The sequence below is a fragment of the Cellulomonas flavigena DSM 20109 genome, from assembly GCF_000092865.1.
GTDB classification, from domain to species: Bacteria; Actinomycetota; Actinomycetes; order Actinomycetales; family Cellulomonadaceae; genus Cellulomonas; species Cellulomonas flavigena.
Genome location: NC_014151.1, coordinates 2,302,471 through 2,326,399, shown reverse-complemented (window position 1 = coordinate 2,326,399; position 23,929 = coordinate 2,302,471). Strand labels below are relative to the sequence as shown.

21 protein-coding genes are annotated in these 23,929 nt (G+C 72.1%); 10 read left to right on the top strand and 11 right to left on the bottom strand.

Translation table 11 applies throughout. The features are described 5' to 3' along the window. Positions 1-162 precede the first annotated feature (162 nt). From ctaC to CFLA_RS10530, 3 genes are read left to right on the top strand one after another with little or no spacing between them, the layout of a single operon-like run. Positions 163-1,032, top strand: a complete 870-nt coding sequence (gene ctaC / locus CFLA_RS10540; protein ID WP_013117311.1) for an aa3-type cytochrome oxidase subunit II — start codon at positions 163-165, stop codon at positions 1,030-1,032. Continuing rightward, positions 1,032-2,855 carry an aa3-type cytochrome oxidase subunit I gene (ctaD, locus tag CFLA_RS10535; protein ID WP_013117310.1) on the top strand — a complete coding sequence of 608 codons (1,824 nt, stop codon included), beginning with the start codon at positions 1,032-1,034 and terminating at the stop codon, positions 2,853-2,855. The genes ctaC and ctaD overlap by 1 nt, the downstream gene beginning before the upstream one ends. Continuing rightward, complete coding sequence (locus tag CFLA_RS10530) at positions 2,852-3,250, top strand: cytochrome c oxidase subunit 4 (protein WP_013117309.1); 399 nt, start codon at positions 2,852-2,854, stop codon at positions 3,248-3,250. Before ctaD ends, CFLA_RS10530 begins: the two co-directional genes overlap by 4 nt. A gap of 194 nt (positions 3,251-3,444) precedes the next feature. On the opposite strand, the gene CFLA_RS10525 is transcribed toward CFLA_RS10530, so the two are convergent. The 5 genes from CFLA_RS10525 to ctaE all read right to left on the bottom strand — a co-directional run bounded on the left by CFLA_RS10525 (position 3,445) and on the right by ctaE (position 8,499). Next, entirely contained in the window at positions 3,445-4,074 is a 630-nt protein-coding gene (locus tag CFLA_RS10525; protein WP_013117308.1) for a superoxide dismutase, read from the bottom strand. A gap of 126 nt (positions 4,075-4,200) precedes the next feature. Beyond that, entirely contained in the window at positions 4,201-5,952 is a 1,752-nt protein-coding gene (qcrB, locus tag CFLA_RS10520; RefSeq protein ID WP_013117307.1) for a cytochrome bc1 complex cytochrome b subunit, read from the bottom strand. Then, positions 5,949-6,998: a cytochrome bc1 complex Rieske iron-sulfur subunit gene (qcrA, locus tag CFLA_RS10515; RefSeq protein ID WP_013117306.1), complete on the bottom strand. Its 1,050-nt coding sequence runs from the start codon at positions 6,996-6,998 to the stop codon at positions 5,949-5,951. Before qcrA ends, qcrB begins: the two co-directional genes overlap by 4 nt. Further along, positions 6,995-7,780: a cytochrome bc1 complex diheme cytochrome c subunit gene (qcrC, locus tag CFLA_RS10510; RefSeq protein WP_013117305.1), complete on the bottom strand. Its 786-nt coding sequence runs from the start codon at positions 7,778-7,780 to the stop codon at positions 6,995-6,997. The genes qcrA and qcrC overlap by 4 nt, the downstream gene beginning before the upstream one ends. Before the next feature lie 71 nt (positions 7,781-7,851). After that, positions 7,852-8,499, bottom strand: a complete 648-nt coding sequence (ctaE, locus tag CFLA_RS10505) for an aa3-type cytochrome oxidase subunit III (RefSeq protein WP_013117304.1) — start codon at positions 8,497-8,499, stop codon at positions 7,852-7,854. Positions 8,500-8,697: 198 nt separating this feature from the next. Here ctaE and CFLA_RS10500 point away from each other — a divergent pair, with 198 nt between their 5' ends. Both CFLA_RS10500 and trpD read left to right on the top strand, forming a co-directional pair. Beyond that, positions 8,698-9,114, top strand: coding sequence for a response regulator transcription factor (locus CFLA_RS10500; RefSeq protein ID WP_013117303.1), 417 nt, complete (start codon positions 8,698-8,700; stop codon positions 9,112-9,114). Then, the gene (gene trpD / locus CFLA_RS10495; RefSeq protein ID WP_013117302.1) at positions 9,111-10,160 is read left to right on the top strand and encodes an anthranilate phosphoribosyltransferase; all 1,050 of its coding nucleotides are present in this window, start codon (positions 9,111-9,113) and stop codon (positions 10,158-10,160) included. The genes CFLA_RS10500 and trpD overlap by 4 nt, the downstream gene beginning before the upstream one ends. A 134-nt stretch (positions 10,161-10,294) precedes the next feature. Here trpD and CFLA_RS10490 read toward each other — a convergent pair whose 3' ends face one another. The 3 genes from CFLA_RS10490 to CFLA_RS10480 form a co-directional block, all read right to left on the bottom strand. Further along, positions 10,295-10,576 carry an Lrp/AsnC family transcriptional regulator gene (locus CFLA_RS10490; RefSeq protein WP_013117301.1) on the bottom strand — a complete coding sequence of 94 codons (282 nt, stop codon included), beginning with the start codon at positions 10,574-10,576 and terminating at the stop codon, positions 10,295-10,297. Positions 10,577-10,583: 7 nt separating this feature from the next. After that, positions 10,584-12,401, bottom strand: coding sequence for a DEDD exonuclease domain-containing protein (locus CFLA_RS10485; protein WP_081449776.1), 1,818 nt, complete (start codon positions 12,399-12,401; stop codon positions 10,584-10,586). Between the two features lie 180 nt (positions 12,402-12,581). Beyond that, complete coding sequence (locus CFLA_RS10480) at positions 12,582-14,384, bottom strand: AMP-dependent synthetase/ligase (RefSeq protein WP_013117299.1); 1,803 nt, start codon at positions 14,382-14,384, stop codon at positions 12,582-12,584. Between the two features lie 232 nt (positions 14,385-14,616). On the opposite strand from CFLA_RS10480, the gene CFLA_RS10475 reads away from it, so the two are divergent. Further along, positions 14,617-15,564 (top strand): ROK family glucokinase, encoded by a 948-nt coding sequence (locus tag CFLA_RS10475; protein ID WP_013117298.1) that lies wholly within the window; start codon positions 14,617-14,619, stop codon positions 15,562-15,564. 5 nt (positions 15,565-15,569) lie between these two features. Here CFLA_RS10475 and CFLA_RS19035 read toward each other — a convergent pair whose 3' ends face one another. Beyond that, on the bottom strand, positions 15,570-16,154 hold the full coding sequence (locus CFLA_RS19035; RefSeq protein ID WP_013117297.1) for a hypothetical protein: 585 nt from the start codon (positions 16,152-16,154) through the stop codon (positions 15,570-15,572). A 119-nt stretch (positions 16,155-16,273) separates the two neighbouring features. On the opposite strand from CFLA_RS19035, the gene CFLA_RS10465 reads away from it, so the two are divergent. The 3 genes from CFLA_RS10465 (at position 16,274) to CFLA_RS10455 (ending at position 19,839) form a co-directional block, all read left to right on the top strand. After that, positions 16,274-17,068: a lysophospholipid acyltransferase family protein gene (locus tag CFLA_RS10465; protein ID WP_013117296.1), complete on the top strand. Its 795-nt coding sequence runs from the start codon at positions 16,274-16,276 to the stop codon at positions 17,066-17,068. 201 nt (positions 17,069-17,269) lie between these two features. Next, positions 17,270-18,490 carry a pyrophosphate--fructose-6-phosphate 1-phosphotransferase gene (locus tag CFLA_RS10460; RefSeq protein WP_013117295.1) on the top strand — a complete coding sequence of 407 codons (1,221 nt, stop codon included), beginning with the start codon at positions 17,270-17,272 and terminating at the stop codon, positions 18,488-18,490. Further along, positions 18,487-19,839, top strand: a complete 1,353-nt coding sequence (locus CFLA_RS10455) for a class II 3-deoxy-7-phosphoheptulonate synthase (protein WP_013117294.1) — start codon at positions 18,487-18,489, stop codon at positions 19,837-19,839. The genes CFLA_RS10460 and CFLA_RS10455 overlap by 4 nt, the downstream gene beginning before the upstream one ends. A gap of 118 nt (positions 19,840-19,957) precedes the next feature. Here the strand turns inward: CFLA_RS10455 and pknB are convergent, their stop codons facing one another. Together pknB and CFLA_RS10445 are read right to left on the bottom strand one after the other, a co-directional pair. Continuing rightward, positions 19,958-21,946: a Stk1 family PASTA domain-containing Ser/Thr kinase gene (gene pknB, locus CFLA_RS10450; RefSeq protein ID WP_013117293.1), complete on the bottom strand. Its 1,989-nt coding sequence runs from the start codon at positions 21,944-21,946 to the stop codon at positions 19,958-19,960. Between the two features lie 49 nt (positions 21,947-21,995). Further along, a complete protein-coding gene (locus CFLA_RS10445; RefSeq protein WP_013117292.1) occupies positions 21,996-23,333 on the bottom strand; it encodes a LysM peptidoglycan-binding domain-containing protein in 1,338 nt (445 codons plus the stop codon). A 169-nt stretch (positions 23,334-23,502) separates the two neighbouring features. Between CFLA_RS10445 and CFLA_RS10440 the strand changes: the two genes are divergently transcribed. Continuing rightward, positions 23,503-23,913, top strand: a complete 411-nt coding sequence (locus CFLA_RS10440; RefSeq protein WP_013117291.1) for an Rv2175c family DNA-binding protein — start codon at positions 23,503-23,505, stop codon at positions 23,911-23,913. The last annotated feature ends 16 nt before the right edge of the window (positions 23,914-23,929 follow it).

The following is a 23,929-nucleotide window of genomic DNA, read 5'->3' as shown; positions in this document are numbered from 1 at the left end:
TGGGCGGGTGTGACGGTGCTGACACCACGTCGTCAAACGTGCGGCGGAGCACGTGGGGGCCGTCACGGCGCGCTAGGCTGACCGGGTCGAGGACGAAGGTCCCACTCGGCGGCGTGCCCAGGAACGGGCGGTCGTCGGCGGGACGTGAGTGGAAGGTTCCCCGTGCACCCGGTTCCCCCCCGCCGCACCCGGCACGTCGCCGTCGCCGTGCTGGCCACGGCGCTCGTGCTCGTGCTCAGCGGCTGCTCCGACGCGGTCCAGCGTGGCTGGCTGCCCGGCTACTCCGACCACGAGGTGACCGACCAGACCGGTCGTGTCGTCTCCCTGTGGGTCGGCTCCTGGATCGCGGCGCTCATCGTCGGCGCCATCACGTGGGGGCTGATCCTGTGGTGCGTGGCGGTCTACCGCAAGCGCAAGGACGACCACACGCTGCCCGTGCAGCTGCGGTACCACGTGCCGCTCGAGATCATGTACATCCTGCTGCCCGTGGTGATGGTGGGCGTGCTCTTCTACCACACCAACGAGGACACGCTCGCGCTGCAGGACACGTCGGCAGAGCCGGACGTGAACATCCAGGTCATCGGCAAGCAGTGGAGCTGGGACTTCAACTACCTCGACGAGGACGTCTACGAGACGGGTCAGCACGCCGAGGACATCGGCGAGGACGAGGCCGCGCTCGGCGAGCAGGTCACGCTCTACCTCCCCGTCGACAAGCGGGTGGAGTTCACGCTCGACTCACGGGACGTCATCCATTCCTTCTGGATCCCGGAGTTCCTCTACAAGCAGGACATGATCCCGGGCCACACCAACACGTTCCAGGTCACGCCGACGCGTGAGGGCGTGTACCGCGGCAAGTGCGCCGAGCTCTGCGGCGAGGAGCACTCCGGGATGCTCTTCAACGTGGAGGTCGTCTCGCAGGAGGAGTACGACGCCCACATGGAGGAGCTGCGCGACCGCGGCCAGACCGGTGTGCTCGGCCTCGAGTACAGCCGGCAGCAGGACCTGAACGACGTGGCGGAGGGCGAGCACTGATGGCGGCGCACACCGAGGTCATCCCGGGCCTGTCGCCCCGGCGGCAGACGCTGGGGCGGACGGTCGTGAAGTGGCTCACCTCCACCGACCACAAGACGATCGGGTACATGTACCTGATCACGTCGTTCGTGTGGTTCGCGATCGGCGGGATCCTGGCGCTGCTCATCCGCGCCGAGCTGTTCCAGCCCGGGATGGACCTGTTCCAGTCGAAGGAGCAGTACAACCAGGCGTTCACGATGCACGGCACGATCATGCTGCTGCTCTTCGCGACGCCGCTGTTCGCGGGCTTCGCGAACATCATCATGCCGCTGCAGATCGGCGCCCCGGACGTGGCGTTCCCGCGCCTCAACATGTTCGCGTACTGGCTGTACCTGTTCGGCGGGCTCATCGCGGCCGCCGGCTTCCTCACGCCGCAGGGTGCCGCGTCGTTCGGCTGGTTCGCCTACGCGCCGCTGTCCAACCAGCTCTACTCACCGGGTCTGGGGGGAGACCTGTGGGTCTTCGGCCTCGCGCTGGGCGGCTTCGGCACCATCCTCGGGGCCGTCAACTTCATCACCACCGTGGTCACGATGCGTGCGCCCGGCATGACGATGTTCCGCATGCCGATCTTCACCTGGAACATCCTGGTGACGTCGCTGCTCGTGCTCATGGCGTTCCCGCCGCTGGCTGCGGCGCTGTTCGCGCTCGGCGCCGACCGCCGCCTGGGTGCGCAGGTGTTCAACCCCGACAACGGCGGGGCGCTGCTGTGGCAGCACCTGTTCTGGTTCTTCGGGCACCCGGAGGTCTACATCATCGCGCTGCCGTTCTTCGGCATCGTGTCGGAGATCCTGCCGGTCTTCTCCCGCAAGCCGATCTTCGGCTACAAGGGCCTGGTCTACGCGACGATCGCGATCGCAGCCCTGTCCGTCACCGTCTGGGCGCACCACATGTACGCGACCGGCGCGGTCCTGCTGCCCTTCTTCGCCTTCATGACGATGCTCATCGCCGTGCCGACCGGTGTGAAGTTCTTCAACTGGATCGGCACGATGTGGCGCGGGAAGCTGACGTTCGAGACGCCCATGCTGTGGAGCATCGGGTTCCTCGTGACGTTCCTCTTCGGCGGCCTGACGGGCGTCATCCTGTCGAGTCCGGCACTCGACTTCCACCTGTCCGACACGTACTTCGTCGTCGCGCACTTCCACTACGTCGTCTTCGGGACCGTGGTGTTCGCGATGTTCGCCGGCTTCTACTTCTGGTGGCCGAAGTTCACCGGGCGCATGCTCGACGAGCGACTCGGCAAGCTGCACTTCTGGCTCCTGTTCGTGGGCTTCCACATGACGTTCCTCGTCCAGCACTGGCTGGGTGTCATCGGCATGCCGCGCCGGTACGCCGACTACTCGCCGGCGGACGGGTTCACGTGGATGAACCAGCTCTCGACGGTCGGGTCGATGATCCTCGCGGCGTCGACGCTGCCGTTCCTCTGGAACGTCTACGTCACCTGGCGCAACGCCCCGAAGGTGACGGTCGACGACCCGTGGGGCTACGGCGCCTCCCTGGAGTGGGCCACGAGCTGCCCGCCGCCGCGGCACAACTTCGTCTCGCTGCCCCGGATCCGTTCCGAGCGTCCGGCGTTCGACCTGCACCACCCGGAGGTCGCCGCGATGGACCACGTGGCACCGGAGGACCCCGGGCCGCTGGACTGGGCGCCGCAGCAGACCGGTGAGCGGGAGCTGGCCGAGGAGCGGATCGCCCGTGGTTCCGGCGAGCAGGACCAGTCGTCGGCGACGGTCGTCGAGTCGGACATCGAGGACGTGCGCGAGCGGCGCGAGGAGGAGGAGCGGTGAAGATCGAGGCGAAGCTCTTCCTCTACGGGATCCTCTTCTTCTTCCCGATCGGTCTGATCTACGGACTCTGGAGCGACGGCGAGGCCGTCGGCACCGTGAGCATCCCGCTCGTCGGTGGTCTGGTCGGCATGATCGGCGGCTACTTCGCCCTTCTCGCCCGGCGCATCGACCCCCGTCCTGAGGACGACGAGCTCGGGGAGATCGAGCAGGGCGCCGGTGTCCAGGGCACGTTCAGCCCGTGGAGCTGGTGGCCGCTCGTCGTCGCCATCGCCGCGTCGGTCGGGTTCCTGGCCCTGGCGGTCGGCTGGTGGCTCATGGTGCCCGCCGCGGCGCTGAGCGTCGTCGGCCTGGTGGGCTGGCTCTTCGAGTACTCCCGCGGGCAGCACGCGCACTGACGCCGCCGCGCGCCCGCCTCGACGGCCCGTCACCCTCGCGGTGGCGGGCCGTCGACGTACCCGCCGGGGCATGGCGGGGAGGAGAAGGGTGTCTCGCGGACCGCAGGCGTGACCGACCCGGCGCGCGGTGCAGCAGAGCGGCCGCCCACCCCGTGAGGGGCGAGCGGCCGCTGGGTCCTGCGCGCGCGCCTTCGTCAGGAGGTCGGGACGATGAGGCCCGCCGTCTGCGTGCGGGCACGCGCGAAGCGCTCCGCGGCGTCGGCCCAGTTGACGATGTTCCACCAGGCCTTGACGTAGTCCGCCTTCACGTTGACGTAGTCGAGGTAGAACGCGTGCTCCCACATGTCGAGCACGACGATCGGGACCAGGCCCAGCGGGTAGTTGCTCTGCTGGTCGTACAGCTGGAAGATCGCCAGCTTCCGGCCGACGGAGTCCCACCCGAGGATCGACCAGCCCGAACCCTGGATGCCGACCGCGTTGGCGGCGAAGTGCTTCTTGAACGCGTCGAACGAGCCGAAGAACTCGTCGATCGCGGCCGCCAGCTCGCCGACGGGCTTGTCGCCGCCGTCGGGGGAGAGGTTCTCCCAGAACACCGAGTGGTTGACGTGCCCGCCGAGGTTGAACGCCAGGTTCTTCTCCTGCAGGTTCACCGTGGCGAAGTCGTCGGCCTCGCGTGCCGCGGCGAGCTTCTCCAGCGCCGTGTTGGCGCCCGCCACGTACGCGGCGTGGTGCTTGTCGTGGTGCAGCTCCATGATCCTGCCGGAGATGTGCGGCTCGAGCGCCGCGTAGTCGTACGGCAGATCCGGGAGCGTGTAGTCAGCCATCTCGTACCTCTCCTGCGTCGGGTGGCGGACGCCGTGGCGTTCCGCCCTTGAAACGCCGTCGCGGTGCCCGGCACATCCGGCCGGACACCGCGAACGGTCGTCTATCGGGACAACTGTGGTCCAGGATCACCTGTTCCGCGCGTCGGTGTCCGTCTCATCCTGCGGGCGAAGGCGCGTGCCGCCGCCCGTGGGAGCGCCCTCGGCGAGCAGCTGCGCGGGCGGCTTCTCCTGGTCGGAGCCCAGTGCGTCGTGCTCGCCGTGCGAGTGCGAGGCCTCGAGCTCGGCCGGCGTCACCGGCTCGACACGGTCCTCGTAGAACGTCTGCGACAGACGCTGACGCAGACGGTCGAGGCGGTAGCCCTTGCGTCGCACACCGCGGGAGTCCTCCGCCGGTTCGATCTCGATGGGGCGGATCGCGTCGTGCTGCACGCGCAGCCAGCGCTCGTGGGCGTCCAGCGGCTTGTGCACCTCGATGTACTCGCCCGACGCGAACCGAACGATCTGGCCCGTCTCGTGGCCGTGCAGGACGAGCTCGCGGTCCTTGCGCTGCAGACCGAGGCAGATGCGCTTGGTGATGACGAACATCGCCCACGGCCCCACGAAGAGCAGCACCCGGAAGACCCAGGTGATGTCGTTGATCGACAGGGCGAAGTGCGTCGCGATGAGGTCGTTCGACCCCGCCAGCACGAGGATGAAGAAGGCGGTGAGGAGCGAGACGCCGAACGCGGTCCGGAACGGCCGGTTGCGCGGGCGGTCGAGCAGGTGGTGCTCGCGCTTGTCCCCGGTCGCGAACGCCTCGACGAAGGGGTAGAGCGCCAGCAGCGTGAACAGCACGCCGGGCACCACGACCGCCGGGATGAGGACGTTCAGCGACAGCGTCCAGCCATCAGGTCCGAACAGCACGTACTCCGTCTGTCCCGGCATGAGGCGCAGCGAGCCCTCGAGGAACAGCATGTACCAGTCCGGCTGGGCGCCCGCCGAGACCGGGGACGGGTCGTAGGGCCCGTAGTTCCACACCGGGTTGATCGACATCGTCGCGCCCAGCAGGGCGATGACGCCGAACACCACGAAGAAGTAGCCACCGGCCTTCGCGACGTAGATCGGGAAGAGCGGGAAGCCCACGACGTTCGCGTTGGTGCGGCCCGAGCCCGGGTACTGCGTGTGCTTGTGCAGCACGACGAAGAACAGGTGCAGACCCACGAGCGCCAGGATCAGGCCGGGAACGACCAGGATGTGCAGCGTGAACAGGCGCGGGATGACGTCGTGCCCCGGGAACTCGCCGCCGAAGATGAAGTACGAGAGGTAGCTGCCGAGGATCGGGATCGAGCGGACGACGCCGTCGGTGATGCGCAGGCCGTTGCCGGACAGGACGTCGTCGGGGAGCGAGTAGCCCGTGAAGCCGGCGCCGAGGCCCAGGATCAGGAGCACGAAGCCGACGACCCAGTTGAGCTCGCGCGGCTTGCGGAACGCGCCGGTGAAGAAGACGCGCATCATGTGCGTGACGATCGCGGCCATGAAGATCAGGGCCGCCCAGTGGTGGATCTGCCGCATGAGCAGACCGCCGGTGACCTCGAACGACAGACGCAGCGTCGAGGCGAACGCCTCGGACATCTCGACGCCGTCCAGCGCCGGCCACGGGCCCTCGTAGTGCACCTCGTTCATGCTCGGGACGAAGAACATGGTGAGGAACACGCCGGAGATGATCAGCGTGACGAAGCTGTAGAGCGCGATCTCGCCCAGCAGGAACGACCAGTGGTCGGGGAAGATCTTGCGCGCGAACTCCTTGACCGCGGTCCCGATGCCGGTGCGCTGGTCGAGGTAGTCGGCGGTCGCGGCGGCGGCCTTGCTGCCGCCGGCCGGTGCGGTGGTGGTGCTCATCGCAGCCGCTCCCAGAAGCTCGGACCGATGGGCTCGTGGAAGTCGCTCTGCGCGACCAGGTAGCCCTCGTCGTCGACGGTGATCGGCAGCTGGGGCAGCGGCCGCTTGGCGGGACCGAACACGACCTTCGCGCCGTCGGCGACGTCGAACGTGCTCTGGTGGCAGGGGCACAGCAGGTGGTGCGTCTGCTGCTCGTAGAGGGCCACGGGGCAGCCCACGTGGGTGCAGATCTTCGAGAAGGCGACGATGCCGTCGTACGACCAGCCCTCGCCCTGCTCGGACTTGATGTCCCGGGGGTCGAGCCGGACGAGCAGGACGACGGCCTTGGCCTTCTCGTCCAGCGGCGCCTCGGCCTCCTCCAGGCCCTCGGGGATCACGTGGACGACCGAGCCGATGGTGACGTCGGCCGCCTTGATCGGACGGCCCGTCGGGTCGATCGTTAGCTTCTTGTTCTTCGCCCACAGCGTGCGCTTGAACTTCGAGACGTTCCAGTCCTCGCCCACCTCACCGATGAGCGGCAGCGCGATCGTCAGCGGGAACAGCGCGAGCGAGGACACGAGCGCGCCCTTGAGCACGCCGCGCCGACCGATCGCGGAGTCCTGGGCGCCGTCCTTGAGGACGGCCACGGCCTCGGCCCGCACCTGGTCCGAGCTGCGCTGGGCGTGCCGGTCCTCGGCCTTCTCGTGGTCGTTCATGAGCGACTTGGCCCAGTGCACGGCCGCGAGCCCGATGCCGAGCAGCGCGAACGCCAGCCCCAGTCCGAGCGCGAGGTTCGACGTGCGCATCGAGGCGACGGTCTCGCCGGGCGGGAGCGCGAAGTACGCGACGACGAAGCCGATCGTGCCGAGGATCGACAGCGCGAACAGCGCGACGACCTGGCGCTCGGCTCGCTTGTTCGCGGCCGGGTCGACGTCCGCACGGCGGGGCCGGTGCGGCCCGAAGCCCGGGTTGGGGAACTTCTCGACCGTGTTCTCGCCCTCGCGCAGCGCGAGGTCGGAGCCGGCGGTGTCGCCGGGCTCGTGGCCGTGCTCGGGGGTGATGCTCACGAGGACCTCGCTCCGATCCAGACTGCTGCGCCGATGAGAAGGCCCATGCCGACGACCCAGGCCCACAGGCCCTCGCTGACCGGACCGAGGCTGCCGAGGCCCAGGCCGCCGGGAGCCCCGTCGCCCTGCAGGTCGAGGTACGCGATGATGTCGCGCTTCTCGTCCGACGTCAGGGTCGCGTCGTTGAAGACGGGCATCGACTGCGGACCCGTGACCATGGCCTCGTACAGGTGCGTGGGCGTGGTCTCCCACAGGTTGGGCGCCCACTTGCCCTGCGACAGCGCGCCCCCGGCACCGACGGCGTTGTGGCACATCGCGCAGTTGGTACGGAACAGCGCCATGCCGCTCGCGGGGTCGCCCAGCGCAGGGTCGACCTGCTCGGCCGTCGGGATCGACGGGCCGGGGCCGAGCGAGGCGACGAACGCCGCGAGCGCGGCGATCTGCTCCTCGTCGAACTGCGCGGGCTTGGCCGGCGCCTGCGGGCCGTTCATCTGCATGGGCATGCGGCCGGTGCCGACCTGGAAGTCGACGGCGGCGGCGCCGACACCGACGAGCGACGGCACGTCGTCGCGGCCGGTGGCGTCCGGCCCGTGGCACGTCGCGCAGTTGGCCTGGAACAGCTTCTCACCGGTCTCGACCTGGTCCGCCGAGGCACCCGCGGGCGCGGCGTCGGCGGTGGTCGGGGACAGCACGGCGTACAGGGCGCCGGTGAGCAGCAGCGCCAGCAGGAGCAGCACCACCGGCGCGCGCCGGTCGTGCCTGCGGGCTGCGAGTGCCTTCACGGATCGGTCCTCGTCTCGCATGGTCGGGGTTACGGGGAGGGCACCGGTCCGCCGGGGCGGACCGGCCGGTGTCATCGGACCAGGTAGATGACCGCGAACAGCGCGATCCAGACGACGTCGACGAAGTGCCAGTAGTACGAGGTGACGATCGCGGTCGTCTCCTCGTGGTGGGTGAAGCGCTTGGCCGCGAAGGAGCGGCCGAGCAGGAACAGGAAGGCGATGAGACCGCCGACGACGTGCAGCCCGTGGAAGCCGGTCGTCAGGTAGAAGACCGAGCCGTAGGGGGAGGACGAGATCGTCAGGCCGTGCTCGACCAGCTCGGCGTACTCGAAGATCTGCCCGCCGATGAACACGGCGCCCATGACGTAGGTGAGCGTCATCCACTCGTTCATGCCCCAGCGCCAGAACTGCACGAGCGAGCCGCTGCGGACGGGCTGCAGCCGCTCCGCCGCCCAGACACCCATCTGGCACGTCACCGACGACAGCACCAGGATCGCCGTGTTGGCGAAGGCGAACTGGAGGTTGAGCTTGTCCGTCTGGATCGCCCACTCCTCGGGCACGGCCGCCCGCACCGTGAAGTACATGGCGAACAGTCCGGCGAAGAACATGAGCTCGCTGGCGAGCCACACGATCGTGCCGACCGACACGGGGTTCGGTCGGTTGACGGTCACGTGGGGAGCGGGGCGCGAGGCAGCCGTTGCGGTCGACACGTTCGCCATTATGGCTGACGAGGGCGGCGCATGGGCCGTTCGACCCACAGCGGGACCTTGGGATATGTCACATCGTCACTTTCTCGTGACCCGCGCCGACCTCCGTGGCGCGCACCGTGGGCGGTGCGCACCGTGGGCGGTGCGCACCGTGGGGGCCGGCGACGTGCCAAGATGCCCCTTGCACGTCGACGACGAGTGAGGGGCACCATGAGCACCGCGAACCCGGCGGCCCGCGCGCCGCGCATCCTGCTGTACAGCGACGACGTGGACGCGCGTGAGCAGGTGCGTCTCGCGGTCGGGCGGCGCCTCGGGCGCGGTGAGCCCGACATCGAGTGGACCGAGGTCGCGACGGCGGACGCGGTGGTGGCGGTCGCCGACGCGGGCGGCGCCGACGTGCTGGTGCTCGACGGCGAGGCGGACAAGGTCGGCGGCATGGGGCTGTGCCGCCAGCTCAAGGACGAGGTGTACGCGTGCCCGCCGGTGCTCGTGCTCACCGGGCGGCCCCAGGACGCGTGGCTCGCGTCCTGGTCGAACGCCGACGCCGTCGTCAGCCGCCCGCTCGACCCGGTGGTGCTGCACACGGCCGTCGCGGACCTGGTGCACGCGGCGGCGGCGCACGGATGACCGCGACGACCACCTGGCCCGACCTGCTCACGTCGCTGGTCCGTGGCCAGGACCTCGACAGCGCTCGGGCCGCGTGGGCGATGGACCGGATCATGAGCGGCGAGGCCTCGCCGTCGCAGGTCGCCGGGTTCCTCGTGGCGCTGCGCGCGAAGGGGGAGACGGTCGACGAGCTCGCGGGGCTGGCCGACATGATGCTCACGCACGCCCACCGGTTCGAGGTGCCGGGGCGCACGGTCGACATCGTCGGCACGGGCGGCGACCGGCTGCACACGGTGAACATCTCCACGATGGCGGCACTGGTCGTCGCGGGTGCCGGCCTGACCGTCGTGAAGCACGGCAACCGGGCCGCCTCGTCGTCGAGCGGTTCGGCCGACGTGCTCGAGTCGCTCGGCATCCGCCTCGACCTGCCGCTCGAGCGTGTCGCCGCGCTGGCGACCGAGGTGGGCATCACCTTCTGCTTCGCGGGCGCGTTCCACCCGTCGATGCGTCATGCGGGCGTGCCGCGCCGCGACCTCGGCATCGCGACGGCGTTCAACTTCCTGGGGCCGCTCACGAATCCCGCGCAGCCGCAGTCGAGCGCGATCGGCGTCGCGGACGCGCGGATGGCCGGCCTCATCGCCGGTGTGCTCGCGAACCGCGGCCGCACCGCGCTGCTGTTCCGCGGGGAGGGCGACGGGCTCGACGAGATCGCGGCGACGGGAGCGACCCGCTTCTGGGAGGTCCGCGACGGCGCCGTGCGCGAGGAGGTCGTCGACTGGGCGGCCGTCGGCGTGGCGCCGGTGACGGTCGAGCAGCTGCGCGGCGGATCGGCGTCGCAGAACGCGTCGGTCGTGCGCGACCTGCTGGCGGGCGCACATGGTCCCGTACGGGACACCGTGGTGCTCAACGCCGCCGCGGGGCTCGTGGCGGACGCCTCGCTCCCCGGCACCGCCGAGGGCACGTTGGTGGAGCGTCTCGTCGCCGGCGCCGGGCATGCCGAGCGCGCCATCGACGACGGCGCGGCCGCGGCCGTGCTCGAGCGCTGGCGCAACGCCGCGGCGGCATGACCACGATCGGCGGCCGCTGACGCGCGAGCGTCGCCGTCCGGCCGTGCGCCGTCCCTGGACGGACCGGGCGCCATCGGGCCTGAGCCGTGCCACAGCCGCCAGGGCGTCGCGACAGCCTCCGGGTGCTGCGACGCTCAGTCCTCCAGGCCGAGCGCGAACGCCTCCTCGAGGTCGTGCTTGGAGTACGCACGGAACGCGATGTACGTCTGCGTGCGCAGGACCCCCTCGACCTTGCTGACCTTGTCGGCGATGACGTCCGCGAGCCGGTCGTGCTCACGCACGCGCACCAGCGCGATGAGGTCGACCTCACCGGTGACGGAGTAGACCTCGCTGACTCCCTCGATCTCCGCGGTCTCGGCGGCGACCTCGGGGATGCGGGCGGCGTCGCAGTCGATCAGGACGATGGCAGTGAGCATGTCGCCATCATGCCGTGCGCTGCGGCGCGGCGCCGGGAGCGGTCGGCGCGTCGTCGACCAGTGCGGGCCGCGGGACGACGAGGTCGAGCGTGACGGCTGCCGCCGCGTCCCGCACGGCCTGCGCGGACCGGGCGGGGGAGGACCACTCGCCGTCGACCTCCACGAGCCGGACGCCAGGTTGCTCGAGCCACGCCAGCAGCAGGTCGGTCTCCTCCGGGTGTGCCGCCGTCGCAGGCGGCACCGACGCCGTGACGTGCTCGCCTCCGGCACGCAGCGCGGCGACGGCCGGGCGCGGGTCGGTGCGGCGGTCGACCACCGCCGTCCCGGCGAACCGGCCGTGCCGGACGAGCAGGAGCTCCCAGCCTCCGTCGTCGGTGCGGCGCGCAGCGACGAGCTCGCGGCAGGCGGCCGCCCGGGCGTGACGCTGGGCGCGACCGGCGCCGCGGACGTACGACGTGAGGCGGTCGCGGACGGTCGCAGCCTCCTCGAACCGCTCCTGTGCCGCGAGGGTGCGGATGCGCACCGCGTGAGCCTGCGCGACATCGCGCGGGTCGCCGGTCATCGCGTCGCGGACGGCCGCTGCGACGGGGGCGTACGCGGCCACGTCCTGGCCGCCCGTGCACGGCGCGCCGCACCGCCCGACCTCCGCGAGCACGCACGCGTGCGCGTCGGCGGACGGGACGACCGGGAGCCGCCCGGTGCACTGCCGCACGGGGAATGTCGCGTGCAGCGCGTCGACGGCCTGCTGCGCGAGCGCGCGGGACGCGAACGGGCCGATGTGGGCGCGGCCCTCCCGCACCTCGCGCACCACGGACAGGCGCGGGAACGGCTCGTCGGTCAGCCGGACCCAGGGCATGCGTTCCGGTGCGCGCGAGCGCCGGTTGTAGCGCGGCGCGTGCTCCGCGATCAGCCGCAGCTCGCGCACGCGGGCCTCGAGGGGCGTCGCACAGACCACGGGGTCGACCCGCACCGCGAGCCGCACCATCTCCTGCATGCGGCCGCGCTTCTCCGCCGACGTGAAGTACGAGCGCACGCGGCGGCGCAGCGACGTCGTGGAGACCCCGACGTACAGCACCTCGTCGCGCGGACCGCGGAAGAGATAGACCCCCGGGGCGTCCGGCAGGCCGTCCGCGAGCGTGCTGCGGCGCCGGACGTCGGCGGGCACCGGGTCGGTCGCCGTCGCGAGGTCCTCGAGGTGCGTGACGCCCAGCGGCGCGAGCCGCCCGAGGAGCGCGTGCAGCACGTCGACCGTCGCGCGCGCGTCGGCCAGCGCCCGGTGGTTCGGCGTCACCGTCGCGCCGAACAGCGCGGCCAGCGTCGACAGCTTGTGGTTGGGCGCCTCGTCGCGCAGCACGACGCGCCGCGCCAGGCGCACCGTGTCGACCACCTGGAAACCCGGCCACGCGCGCTCGCTCCGGGCGGCCGCGGCCCGCAGGAACCCCACGTCGAACGGCGCGTTGTGCGCCACGAGCACCGCACCGCGGGCGAACTCGAGGAAGCTCGGCAGCACCTCGCCGATCGTCGGCGCGCCGACGAGCATCGACGTCGTGATCCCGGTCAGCACCTGGATGAAGGGCGGCACGGGGCCGCCCGGGTCCACGAGCGTCTGGAACTCGCCGAGGACCTCGCCGCCCCGCACCTTCACCGCGCCGATCTCGGTGATGGCGTCCTCCGCCGCCCGGCCTCCGGTGGTCTCGAGGTCGACGACGACGAACGTCACGTCGCTCAGGGGTGTGCCGAGCTCGTCGAGCGCCACCTGGACGCCCGTCGCGCCCGGCGCCGGCACCTCGGGGTGGGAGGGCCGCAGACGACGAGGGCTGGACATGGCGCGGACGCTACCGACGACGTCCGACAGCGTCGTGCAGGCCGCACCGCGACCGTCCGGGCGCGTCCGGCCGGGCACGGCGCGAGCGTGGCCGCAGGTGCCGCGCCGTCGCGCCGTGACACGACCGTGCCCCCGGTCAGGAGGCCGGGGGCACGGTGCGCGGAGCGGGGGGCGGCTGCGTCAGCGCGCGCCCTCGGCGTAGAGCGCCTCGACGTCGGCCGCGAAGTCCTTGAGCACCTCGGAGCGCCGCACGCTGAGCTTCGGCGTGAGGTAGCCGTCGGCGATCGTGAGGTCCCGGTCGAGGATCCGGTAGCGGCGGATGGACTCCGCGCGCGACACGGCCTTGTTGGTGCGCTCGACCGCCTTGTCGAGCGAGGCGAGGACGTCCGGGTCCTTGGCCGCCTCCTCGATCGACATCGGCGGCTTCCCGTGCGCCGCGAGCCAGCCCGGGACCCCCTCGGGGTCGAGCGTGATGAGCGCTCCGATGTACGGGCGCTGGTCACCGACGACGACCACCTGGCTCACCAGCGGGTGGCCGCGGAGCCGGTCCTCGAGGACGCTCGGGGCGACGTTCTTGCCACCCGCCGTGACGATGATCTCCTTCTTGCGCCCCGTGATGCGCAGGAACCCGTCGTCGTCGATCGACCCCAGGTCGCCCGTGCGGAACCAGCCGTCGTCCATCACCTCGGCCGTGGCCTCGGCGTTGTCGTGGTAGCCGCGGAAGACCTGGATGCCCTTGATCTCGATCTCGCCGTCGGCGGCGATGCGCAGCGACGTGCCGGGCAGCGCAGGGCCCACCGTGCCGATCTTCGTCCGCTCGGGCAGGTTGACGGTCGCCGGTGCCGTCGTCTCGGTCAGGCCGTAGCCCTCGAGGACCTTGAGGCCCACGCCGCGGTAGAAGTGGCCGAGCCGCTCGCCGAGCGGCGCGCCGCCCGAGATGGCCCACTCGACCTGGCCGCCGAGCACCTTGCGCAGCTTGGACAGCACGAGGACGTCGGCCACCTTGTGCTGCAGCCGCAGCCACGGGCTCGGGCCGCCCGGGGTGTCGAGCGCGCGCGAGTAGACGATCGAGGTCTTGGCGGCGCGCTGGAAGATCGCGCCCTTGCCCGCTGCTGCGGCCTTCTGCTCGGCGGAGTTGTAGACCTTCTCGAACACGCGCGGCACCGACAGGATGAAGGTCGGGCGGAACGTCCCGATGCCCTCGACGAGGGTCTTGGTGTCGGGCCAGTGGCCGAGCACCGCGCCGGCGGGGATCGTCAGGACGTGCACGAACCGCGCGAACACGTGCGCGAGCGGCATGAAGAGCATCGTCCGCGCGTTCGGCGACGACACGACCACGTTGAGCTTGTTCACCGCGTTCGTCGTCAGCTGCGAGAAGTTGCCGTGCGTCAGCTCGACGCCCTTGGGCCGGCCCGTCGTGCCCGAGGTGTAGATGATCGTCGCGAGGTCGTCGCGCGCGGCGAGCCCCCTGCGCCGCGCGATCTCCGCCTCCTCGACGTCCGCACCCGCAGCCACGAGGTCGTCGACGGCGCCGTCGTCGATCACGAGGACGTCGCGCAGCGTCGGCGCCTGCGCGCGCACCTCGGCGACGACCTCGGCGTGGGCGGCGGTCTCGACGAACAGCACGCTCACGTCCGCGTCCGTGAGGATCCAGGCGACCTGCTCGGCCGACGACGTCTCGTACAGCGGGACCGGCACGGCGCCGACCGCCCAGGTGGCCCAGTCCAGCAGCGACCACTCGTACCGCGTGCGGGACATGATGCCGACGCGGTCACCGGGCTGCACGCCCCGCGCGACGAGACCCCGTGCCGCCGCGACGATCGCCGCGTCGTACTCGCGCGCTGTCATCGGCTGCCACTGCCCGTCCACGTGCCGCTCGACGAGCGGACGGTCCGGCGTGCTGCGCACGCGCGCGGCGAGCAGGTCGTTGAGGTTGTCCGACGGATCGACCTCGACGAGGAGAGGGCTGTGGGACTCGTCCATGCTGACTCCAGTGGCAGTGGGGCGAAGGTGCCACGAGGATACGGGACGTCCGTCCCTGGAAGCAGAACTCCGGACGGGTGGAGTCGCAGGCCAACGGCATATCGGGACGTGCGGGGCGTGCCCCGCACGCCCCGCGCCCGTGGACGCGCTCCCGCACCGCCCGGACTGCCGCTAGCGTGGGGGCGCCGCGCGATGGACGCGCCGGCGGCGACGAGCAGGAGCGGACCGGGACATGCACGCCATCGGGGTCGACATCGGCGGGACGAAGATCGCGGCGGGCGTCGTCGACGACGACGGGACGATCCTCGCGCAGACCCGGCGGGACACCGACCCCGACGACGCGGCCAGCATCGACGCGGCGATCGCCGACGTGTACCGGGAGCTCAGCGCGTCCTACGAGGTGCGACAGGTCGGGCTTGCCGCGGCCGGGTTCGTGGCCTCCGACCGGGCGCGTGTGCTGTTCGCCCCCAACATCGCGTGGCGCGAGTACCCGCTGCGCGACAACGTCGCGGCGCTGATCGGCGACGAGGACCTGCGGATCGTCGTCGAGAACGACGCCAACGCGGCCGGCTGGGCCGAGTTCCGGTTCGGCGTGGGACGAGACGTGCAGGACATGGTGATGCTCACGCTCGGCACGGGACTGGGCGGGGCGATCGTCGTCGACGGCCGCCTCACGCGCGGTGCCTGGGGTGTCGCGGCCGAGATCGGTCACATGCGGGTCGTGCCCGGCGGGCACTACTGCGGCTGCGGCCACGAGGGCTGCTGGGAGCAGTACGTGTCGGGTTCGGCGCTCGTGCGCGACGCGCGGGCGGCCGCGATGACGCAGCCGGAGCGTGCCGCCGGGCTGGTCGCGCTCGCTGGCGGCAGCGCCCAGCACATCGACGGGCCGCTGGTCACGCGCGCCGCGCAGGCCGGCGACGCCCTGGCCGTCGAGCTGCTCGCCGAGGTCGGTCGCTGGGTGGGCGAGGGCTGCGCGTCCGTGTCGGCGGTGCTCGACCCCGAGGTCTTCGTCATCGGGGGCGGCGTGAGCGCGGCCGGCGACCTGGTGGTGGCACCCGCGCGCAAGGCGTTCGACGCGCAGCTCTCGGGTCGCGGGCACCGCCCGGAGGCCGGCATCGTCGTGGCTGCGATGGGCAACGACGCGGGCATGGTCGGCGCGGCCGACCTCGCGCGCGTCTGAGAGCCTCAGACGACCGCGCCGTCCCCGTCGGTCGGCTCGCGGTGCTGCGGCATGCGCCAGACCAGCACGCCCACGCCGACGACGAACGCCACCGCTGCGGCCCGCACGAGCAGCGCCGGGGCGTCGCGCCACAGCGTGACGACCACGAGCAGGAGCAACGGGGCTCCGACCGCGGCGATCCACGCGAGCGTGAGCAGGGGATCGGCGGCGGTGATCGGGCCGGGATCCTCCGGCTCGAAGTGCTCGAGCTCGTCGACGTCGTCCTCCGCGGCGTCGTACTGCGACGTCCCGTCCCAGTCCCGTCCGGCGAGCGCGGGGCCGGCACCCGGCAGCGTGCCCGGCCCCGGCGCGTCCTCGCGCTCGACGCCGAGCGCGTCGAGCAGGGCGGGGTCGTTGCCCCCGTCGACGTCGGACAGGCGGGCGACGATCGACGCCCAGGCATCGTCGTCCGCCTCGCCGCCGCGGGCCGGTGCCGGCTCCGGCTCCTGCGGGCGTGCGTCGCCGTCCGCGGGGCCGGTGGGGGGCTCGACGGGCGGGCGTGCGGCGGCGCGGTCGGCGGAGTCGGCGTCGTCGTCGGGACGTGCGTCCATGGGAGCACTCTAGAGTCGGACACGACGTACCGACCCGACGCGGTCGGTGGCCGGTCCGCAGGACCGTCCGGCGCCGCGGTGACGACGGCGGCGCGGCGGAGGTCGAGCGAGGAGACACGTTGTTCTACTGGTTGATGAAGCGGGTGTTCGTCGGGCCCCTGCTGCGGCTGGTCTACCGGCCGTGGGTACGCGGCGCGCACCACGTGCCCGCCGAGGGCGGTGCGATCCTCGCGAGCAACCACCTGGCGGTGATCGACTCGTTCTTCCTGCCGCTCGCGCTCGACCGCGAGATCGTGTTCATCGGCAAGCAGGAGTACTTCAACGGGTCCGGGCTCAAGGGGCGCCTGACAGCGGGCTTCATGCGCGGCGTCGGGACGATCCCCGTGGACCGCGGGGGCGGCAAGGCCGGTGAGGCGGCGCTGCGCACCGGCCTGCGACGGCTGTCCGAGGGCGGCCTGTTCGGCATCTACCCCGAGGGCACCCGCAGCCCCGACGGCCGGCTGTACCGCGGCAAGACGGGTGTGGCGCGCCTCGCGCTGGAGTCGGGCGCGCCGGTCGTGCCCGTCGCGATGGTCGGCACCGACGTGGCGCAGCCGCTCGGGCGTCGCATCCCCAAGGTCATGCGGATCGGCATCGTCATCGGCGAGCCGCTCGACTTCTCGCGCTACCGGGGGATGGAGAACGACCGGTTCATCCTGCGCTCGGTCACCGACGAGATCATGTACGCGATCATGAGCCTGTCGGGCCAGGAGTACGTCGACGTGTACGCGGCCACGCAGAAGGCGCGCCTCGCGACCGGGCACCAGCAGGCCGAGAGCACCGGCGCGATGCCGGCGGCGCCCGGTGGGCGTCCGGCGCCCGATGTCCAGGTTCCGGTCCCGCCGCAGGAGGACTCGCCGCCGTCAGTAGGATGAGCCGGACCCGGACGAGCGCCGGGCCCGTGCGCGTGCCCTGCGGGGCCGTGCCCGCCGTCTCCTGACTGCTGCACCTGCGCGGCCGCGACGCCCCGGACCTCGGTCCTGGTCGCGTGCCCCGCGCAGGCCGCACCCTGGGCGCCGGCCGGGTACGTGTCCCACCCGCGCCCGTCAGTGCTCTGCCAACGAGAGGTGTGTCCCATGTCGGTCCGTCGCGTCGCCCTTCTGACCGCCGGCGGTTTCGCTCCCTGCCTGTCCTCCGCGGTCGGGGGGCTCATCGAGCGCTACACGGAGATCGCTCCCGACGTGGAGATCATCGCCTACCAGCACGGGTATCACGGTCTGCTGCGGGGTGACAGCGTGACGGTCACGCCGGAGGTGCGCGCCAAGGCGGGCGTCCTGCACCGGTTCGGCGGCTCGCCGATCGGCAACTCGCGCGTCAAGCTCACCAACGCCAAGGACTGCGTCAAGCGTGGCCTGGTCCAGGAGGGCGAGGACCCGCTGAAGGTCGCCGCCGAGCAGCTCAAGGCGGACGGCGTCGACGTGCTCCACACGATCGGCGGCGACGACACCAACACGACCGCCGCGGACCTCGCCGCGTACCTGCACGACAACGGCTACGAGCTGACGGTCGTCGGCCTGCCCAAGACGATCGACAACGACGTCGTGCCGATCCGCCAGTCGCTGGGTGCGTGGACGGCGGCCGAGGAGGCCGCGGGCTTCGCCGCGAACATCATCGGCGAGCACCGCTCCGGCCCCCGCATGCTCATCGTGCACGAGGTCATGGGCCGGCACTGCGGCTGGCTGACCGCCGCCGCGGCCGTCGAGTACCGCAAGTGGCTGGACCAGCAGGAGTGGGTGCCGGGCATCGGCCTGACGCGGGAGCGCTGGGACATCCACGCGGTGTTCCTGCCCGAGCTCGCGCTCGACATCGACGCCGAGGCCGCGCGCCTGCGCGGCATCATGGACGAGCAGGGCAACGTCAACATCTTCCTGTCGGAGGGTGCGGGCATGCACGAGATCGTCGAGCAGCTCGAGGCGGCCGGCACGCCCCCGGAGCGCGACCCGTTCGGCCACGTCAAGCTCGACACGATCAACCCGGGCCAGTGGTTCGCCAAGCAGTTCGCCGAGAAGCTGGGCGCCGAGAAGGTCATGGTCCAGAAGTCGGGCTACTACTCGCGCGCCGCTGCCGCGAACGCCGAGGACCTGCGCCTCATCAAGTCGATGACCGACCTGGCCGTCGAGTGCGCGCTGCGCGGGGAGTCCGGCGTCATCGGCCACGACGAGGAGAACGACGACCGCCTGCGTGCGATCGAGTTCCCCCGGATCGCCGGCGGCAAGGCGTTCGACGTCACGCAGGCCTGGTTCGGCGAGCTCCTCGCCGACATCGGCCAGCCCCTGGTGAAGGCGAGCCACTCATGACGGTCGACCCGGACCCGCAGGTCGTGGCCGGGCTGGACGCGTGGGAGACGTTGCCGGTCGGGCAGCAGCCGCAGTGGCCGGACCACGCCGAGGTGCGCCGTGTGCGTGACCGGCTCGCAGCCCTGCCGCCGCTGGTGTTCGCCGGGGAGGCCGACGCGCTGCGGGCGCAGCTCGCCGCTGCCTCCCGCGGCGAGGCGTTCGTGCTGCAGGGTGGTGACTGCGCCGAGACGTTCGCTGAGGCGACGGCCGACAACATCCGCAACAAGATCAAGACGATCCTGCAGATGGCGGTCGTGCTCACCTACGGGGCGAGTCTGCCCGTCGTCAAGATGGGCCGGATGGCCGGGCAGTACGCCAAGCCCCGCTCGTCGGACTCCGAGACGCGCGACGGCGTGACGCTGCCCGCGTTCCGCGGCGACATCATCAACGGGTTCGACTTCACGCCCGAGGCCCGCACACCGGACCCGCAGCGGCTGCTCGAGGCCTACCACACGTCCGCCTCGACGCTGAACCTCATCCGGGCGTTCACGACCGGCGGTTTCGCGTCGCTGCTGCGCGTGCACGAGTGGAACCGGGGCTTCACGTCCAACCCGGCGTACTCGCGCTACGAGGAGATCGCGGCCGAGATCGACCGCGCGATCCGCTTCATGGCGGCGTGCGGTGCCGACGTCGACGCGCTGCGCACGGTGGACTTCTTCGCCGCTCACGAGGGGCTGCTGCTCGACTACGAGCGGCCCCTCACGCGGATCGACTCGCGCACCGGCCAGCCGTACGACTGCTCGGCCCACTTCCTGTGGGTCGGGGAGCGCACGCGCCAGCTCGACGCGGCGCACGTGGACTTCTTCTCCCGCGTGCGCAACCCGGTCGGCGTGAAGCTCGGGCCGACGACGACGGGCGACGACGCGATCGCGCTCATCGACCGGCTCAACCCGACGGGTGAGCCGGGGCGTCTGACGTTCGTCACGCGCATGGGGGCCGGCAAGGTCCGCGACCTGCTGCCGGCGCTCGTCGAGAAGGTCACCGCCGACGGTCGGCCCGTGACGTGGGTCTGCGACCCGATGCACGGCAACGGCATCACGTCCGCCACCGGGTACAAGACGCGCCGGTTCAGCGACGTCATGGACGAGGTCGCCGGGTTCTTCGAGGTGCACCGCACCCTGGGAACCGTGCCCGGCGGGCTGCACGTCGAGCTCACGGGTGACGACGTCACCGAGGTGCTCGGCGGCACCGAGGAGATCGACGACGAGGGGCTCGCGCGGCGGTACGAGACGCTGGTCGACCCGCGCCTCAACCACCAGCAGTCGCTCGAGATGGCGTTCCAGGTCGTGGAGCTGCTGCGCCGCGCCTGAGTCTGCGCACGACGCGGCCCCGGCGGCCGGCCCTCGAAGGCCGACCACCGGGGCCGCGTCGTGCTGCCAGATCCACGTTCGCGTCTCGCGCAGCCGCGCGAGACGCGAACGGCGACCGCTAGACGACGGTGAGGGTGATCGTGGCTCCCTTGGGGGCGGTCTCGCCGCCGGCCACGCTCTGGTCGACGACTCGACCGATCAGGCCGCCCCAGGAGTTCTTCCGGTCGACCTTGAAGCCGAGGGCCTCGATCTGCTTCTTGGCGGACTCGAAATCGACCTGGATGACGTTCGGTACCTCGATCATCTCCGGGCCCTTCGAGACCGTCACCTTGACGACGTCCTTGCGGTGCGCCGTCTCGCCCGCGGCCGGGGCCTGGTCGATGATGCGACCGGCCGGGACGCTGTCGTGGAATGCCTCGGTGGCCTCGACGGTCAGCGCATCGGGCTCGAGCTGCTCCTGCGCCTCCTCGACGGTGATGCCGACGACCGACGTCACCGTGACAGGTGCGGGGCCGTCCGAGACGACGAGGGTCACCTTCGTGCCGCGGCGCACGTCCGCGCCGGCCTCCGCCTCCGTGCCGTCGGGCAGCATGGCCCGCAGCACCTGGCCGAGGGGTGCGTCGTCGTGGTGCTCGGGGTCGGCGTACGCCGGCACGAGGTCGGCCTTCTCGAGCGCGGCGTCCGCATCGGCCTGCATCGCCCCGACGACGCCCTCGGGCATCTTCACGAGGTCCGGGCCCTTCGAGACGGTCAGCACCACGGTGCCGTCCTTGCGCACGTCGGCGCCCGGACCGGGGTCGGTCGACACGACGGTGCCGACCGGGAGGTCGTCGTGGAACGCCTCGGCACGTCGGTGCTCCAGGCCGGCCTCGGTCAGTGCCGCGACCGCGTCGTCCTCCAGCAGCTCGACGACCGCGGGCACGCGGGTGTAGGCGCCGGGGCCGAGCTCGAGGAACCACCACGTGCCGAGGCCCAGCACGGCGACCACGCCGGTCAGCAGGGCCAGGAGCGGCCAGCGCCGGCGGGCCGCGGTGCGGGCCGGAGGCTCGGCGAGCGAGACCCCGAGCCCGATCGGCAGCGCGACCGTCCCGCCGCGCGCGTGGTCGCCCATGGGCACGCGGACCGTGGCCGCCCGGTCGTCGGACGTGTCCGCGTCGTCGGGGGAGAGCGGCAGGTCGACCTCGCCCGGGTCCGTCGCGGTGGGCAGGGTGATGCCGGCAGCGACGTCGGCCCGGCGGTCGATCGTCACGTCGTCGAGCGCGAGGCGCGTGCGGCGCACCAGCTGCAGCGCGGCGCCGGCGTCGAGCGGGCGGTCGTCGGCGCTGTGCGCGGCCAGCGCTCCCACGAGCTCGTCGATCTCCGACGGCAGCCAGTCGACCAGCGTCGACGGCCCCGGGACGGTCGAGTTGACGTGCTGGAAGGCGACCTGGATCGCGGTCTCGCCGGTGAACGGCTGCCGGCCGGTGAGCATCTCGAACAGCATGACGCCGGTGGCGTACACGTCGGTCCGCGCATCGCTCGTGCCGTGCTGCACGAGCTCGGGCGCCAGGTACGCGACCGTGCCGAGCACGGTGCCGGTCGTCGTCGAGGTCACCTCGGTGACGGCACGCGCGAGCCCGAAGTCGGCGACGCGGACCCGCTCGTCGGACCCGATGAGGACGTTCTCCGGCTTGACGTCGCGGTGCACCAGGCCGGAGCGGTGCGCGGCCGCCAGCGCGTCGAGCACGCTCTCGGTGACCCGCAGCGCCTCGCCGACGCGCAGCGCGCCCTGCTCCTCGATCCTGCGGCGCAGTGTCGAGCCGTCGACGTACTCCATCGTCAGGTAGCTGGTCTCGCCGTCGAGCCCCTGGTCGAGGACGCCGACGAGCCCGGGGTGCGTCAGACGCGCCGCCGTACGCGCCTCCCGACGGAACCGCGCGATGAAGGCACCGCCCGAGGCGCCCTCGGCGAGGTGCGGGTGCATGACCTTGAGCGCGACCTCGCGGTCGAGGCGCCGGTCGATGGCGAGGTACACCGTCGCCATGCCGCCGCGCGCGATGCGCGAGACGACCTCGTACCGGCCGTCGACGAGGCGGCCGACGAGCGGATCGGTGACGGTGGTTCCCACGCGCGGCAGTCTACGGTCGGCGCCCGGCGGATCCGTGGAGCCGCGCGCGTCAGCGGAAGCGCGTCATCAGGGTCTGGACGTTCGCGACGTAGCGGCGGGTGTCCGCGAACATGCCGTTGCGCTGCACCGAGGCCGACCCTTGGTAGTACGAGGCGATCGCGGTCGGCAGGTCCGGCGACGTGCGCACGAGCGAGCGCAGGATCGCCACGCCGGCCACGACGTTGTCGTCGGGGTTCAGCAGGTCGAGCCGGCGGCCGACGAGGTCCGACGCCCACTCGCCGGACGACGGGATGACCTGCATCGTGCCGATGGCGTTCGCGGGGGAGACGGCGCTGTGGTTGAAGCCGGACTCCTGGAGCGCGATCGCCTGGGCCAGCGCCGGGTCGACCCCCATGTCGCGGGCGGTCGCGGCGACCTTGGCCTGCATGGTCGCGCGGGACGGCACGCCCGCGGCCAGCAGTGTGGCCTTGTTGCGGTTCGCGGCGTCGACGACCGCGGTCGCGTACGTGCGCCCGGCGAACGTGTTGCCGACGAGCTGCGTGCTCGGCGCGGTGCTGCCGGGGATGGTGAGGGTCTGGCCCGCGCGGATGGAGGCGCGCTGGTCCAGGCCGTTCGCGGCCATGACGGCCGCGACGGTGGTGCCGTGGCGCGTCGCGATGGCCGAGACGGTGTCGCCGGTGCGCACGGTGTAGCTGCCCGCGGTGGACGCCGCAGCGACCGGTGCGGTGGCGGGTGCGGCGTGGCCGGCACCGGGGATGGTGAGGGTCTGGCCCGCGCGGATGAAGGCGCGCCGGTCCAGGCCGTTGGCGGCGACGACGGCCGCGACGGTGGTGCCGTGGCGCGTCGCGATGGCCGAGACGGTGTCGCCGGTGCGCACGGTGTAGCTGCCCGCGGTGGACGCCGCAGCGACCGGTGCGGTGGCGGGTGCGGCGTGGCCGGCACCGGGGATGGTGAGGGTCTGGCCCGCGCGGATGAAGGCGCGCCGGTCCAGGCCGTTGGCGGCGACGACGGCCGCGACGGTGGTGCCGTGGCGCGTCGCGATGGCCGAGACGGTGTCGCCGGTGCGCACGGTGTAGCTGCCCGCGGGCGCGGCTGCGGGTGCCGCCGCGGCCGGTGCTGCGGCCGGTGCGGGATCGGGCAGGCGCAGCACCTGGCCGACGCGGACGCGCGAGGGGTCGGCGAGCGCGTTGTCGGCGGCGATGCGGGCCACCGTCGTGCCGGCTCGCTTGGCGATCGCGGTGAGGGTGTCGCCCTCGCCCACGGTGTAGTCGGCGGCGTCGGCGCCGGTGGCGGACGCGGCGAGCGCCACGGTGGCGACGGCGAGCGTCGCACCGGTCCCCGTGGCGACGCGCGCGGCGGTGCGCGGACGCGAGGTTCGTGCGGACATGGCCCCCCCAAGGGCTGTGGCGGACGCCAGGTCGGTCGGTGGTGCCGACGTGACGCATGGTGCGCGTGTGACAGATGTGACGAACTTCGACGGTAAACGAGAATGTCCAGGACGGAAACCCCGGGCACCGGATGGTGGGGCGCTGCACGGGGAGCCGTAGGCTGACCGGGTGAGTTCCACCTCTGACCCGGACCTTCTCGTCGGTCGCTGGCTGACCCTTCCCGACGTCGCGGAGATGCTCGGCGTCGACGTCGGCAAGGTGCGTCGCCTGCTGCAGGAGCGGCGTCTCGTCGGCGTCCGTCGCGGTAGCCCGCCGGTGCTGAGCGTGCCCGCCGACTTCCTCGTCCCCGGCCACCTCGCGAACCCGGCCGCGCCGGACGCCCCGTCGGCCGAGCGGCCGTGGGCCGTCCTGGCGTCCCTGCAGGGCACGCTGACGGTGCTCGCGGACGACGGGTTCTCCGACACGGAGACCGTCGCGTGGCTGTTCACGGTCGAGGAGTCCCTCGGCGTCGCGCCGATCGAGGCGCTGCGCGCCGGACGCAAGACCGAGGTGCGGCGGGTCGCCCAGGCGCTGCTCTGACCCGTCCCTCGGCGCG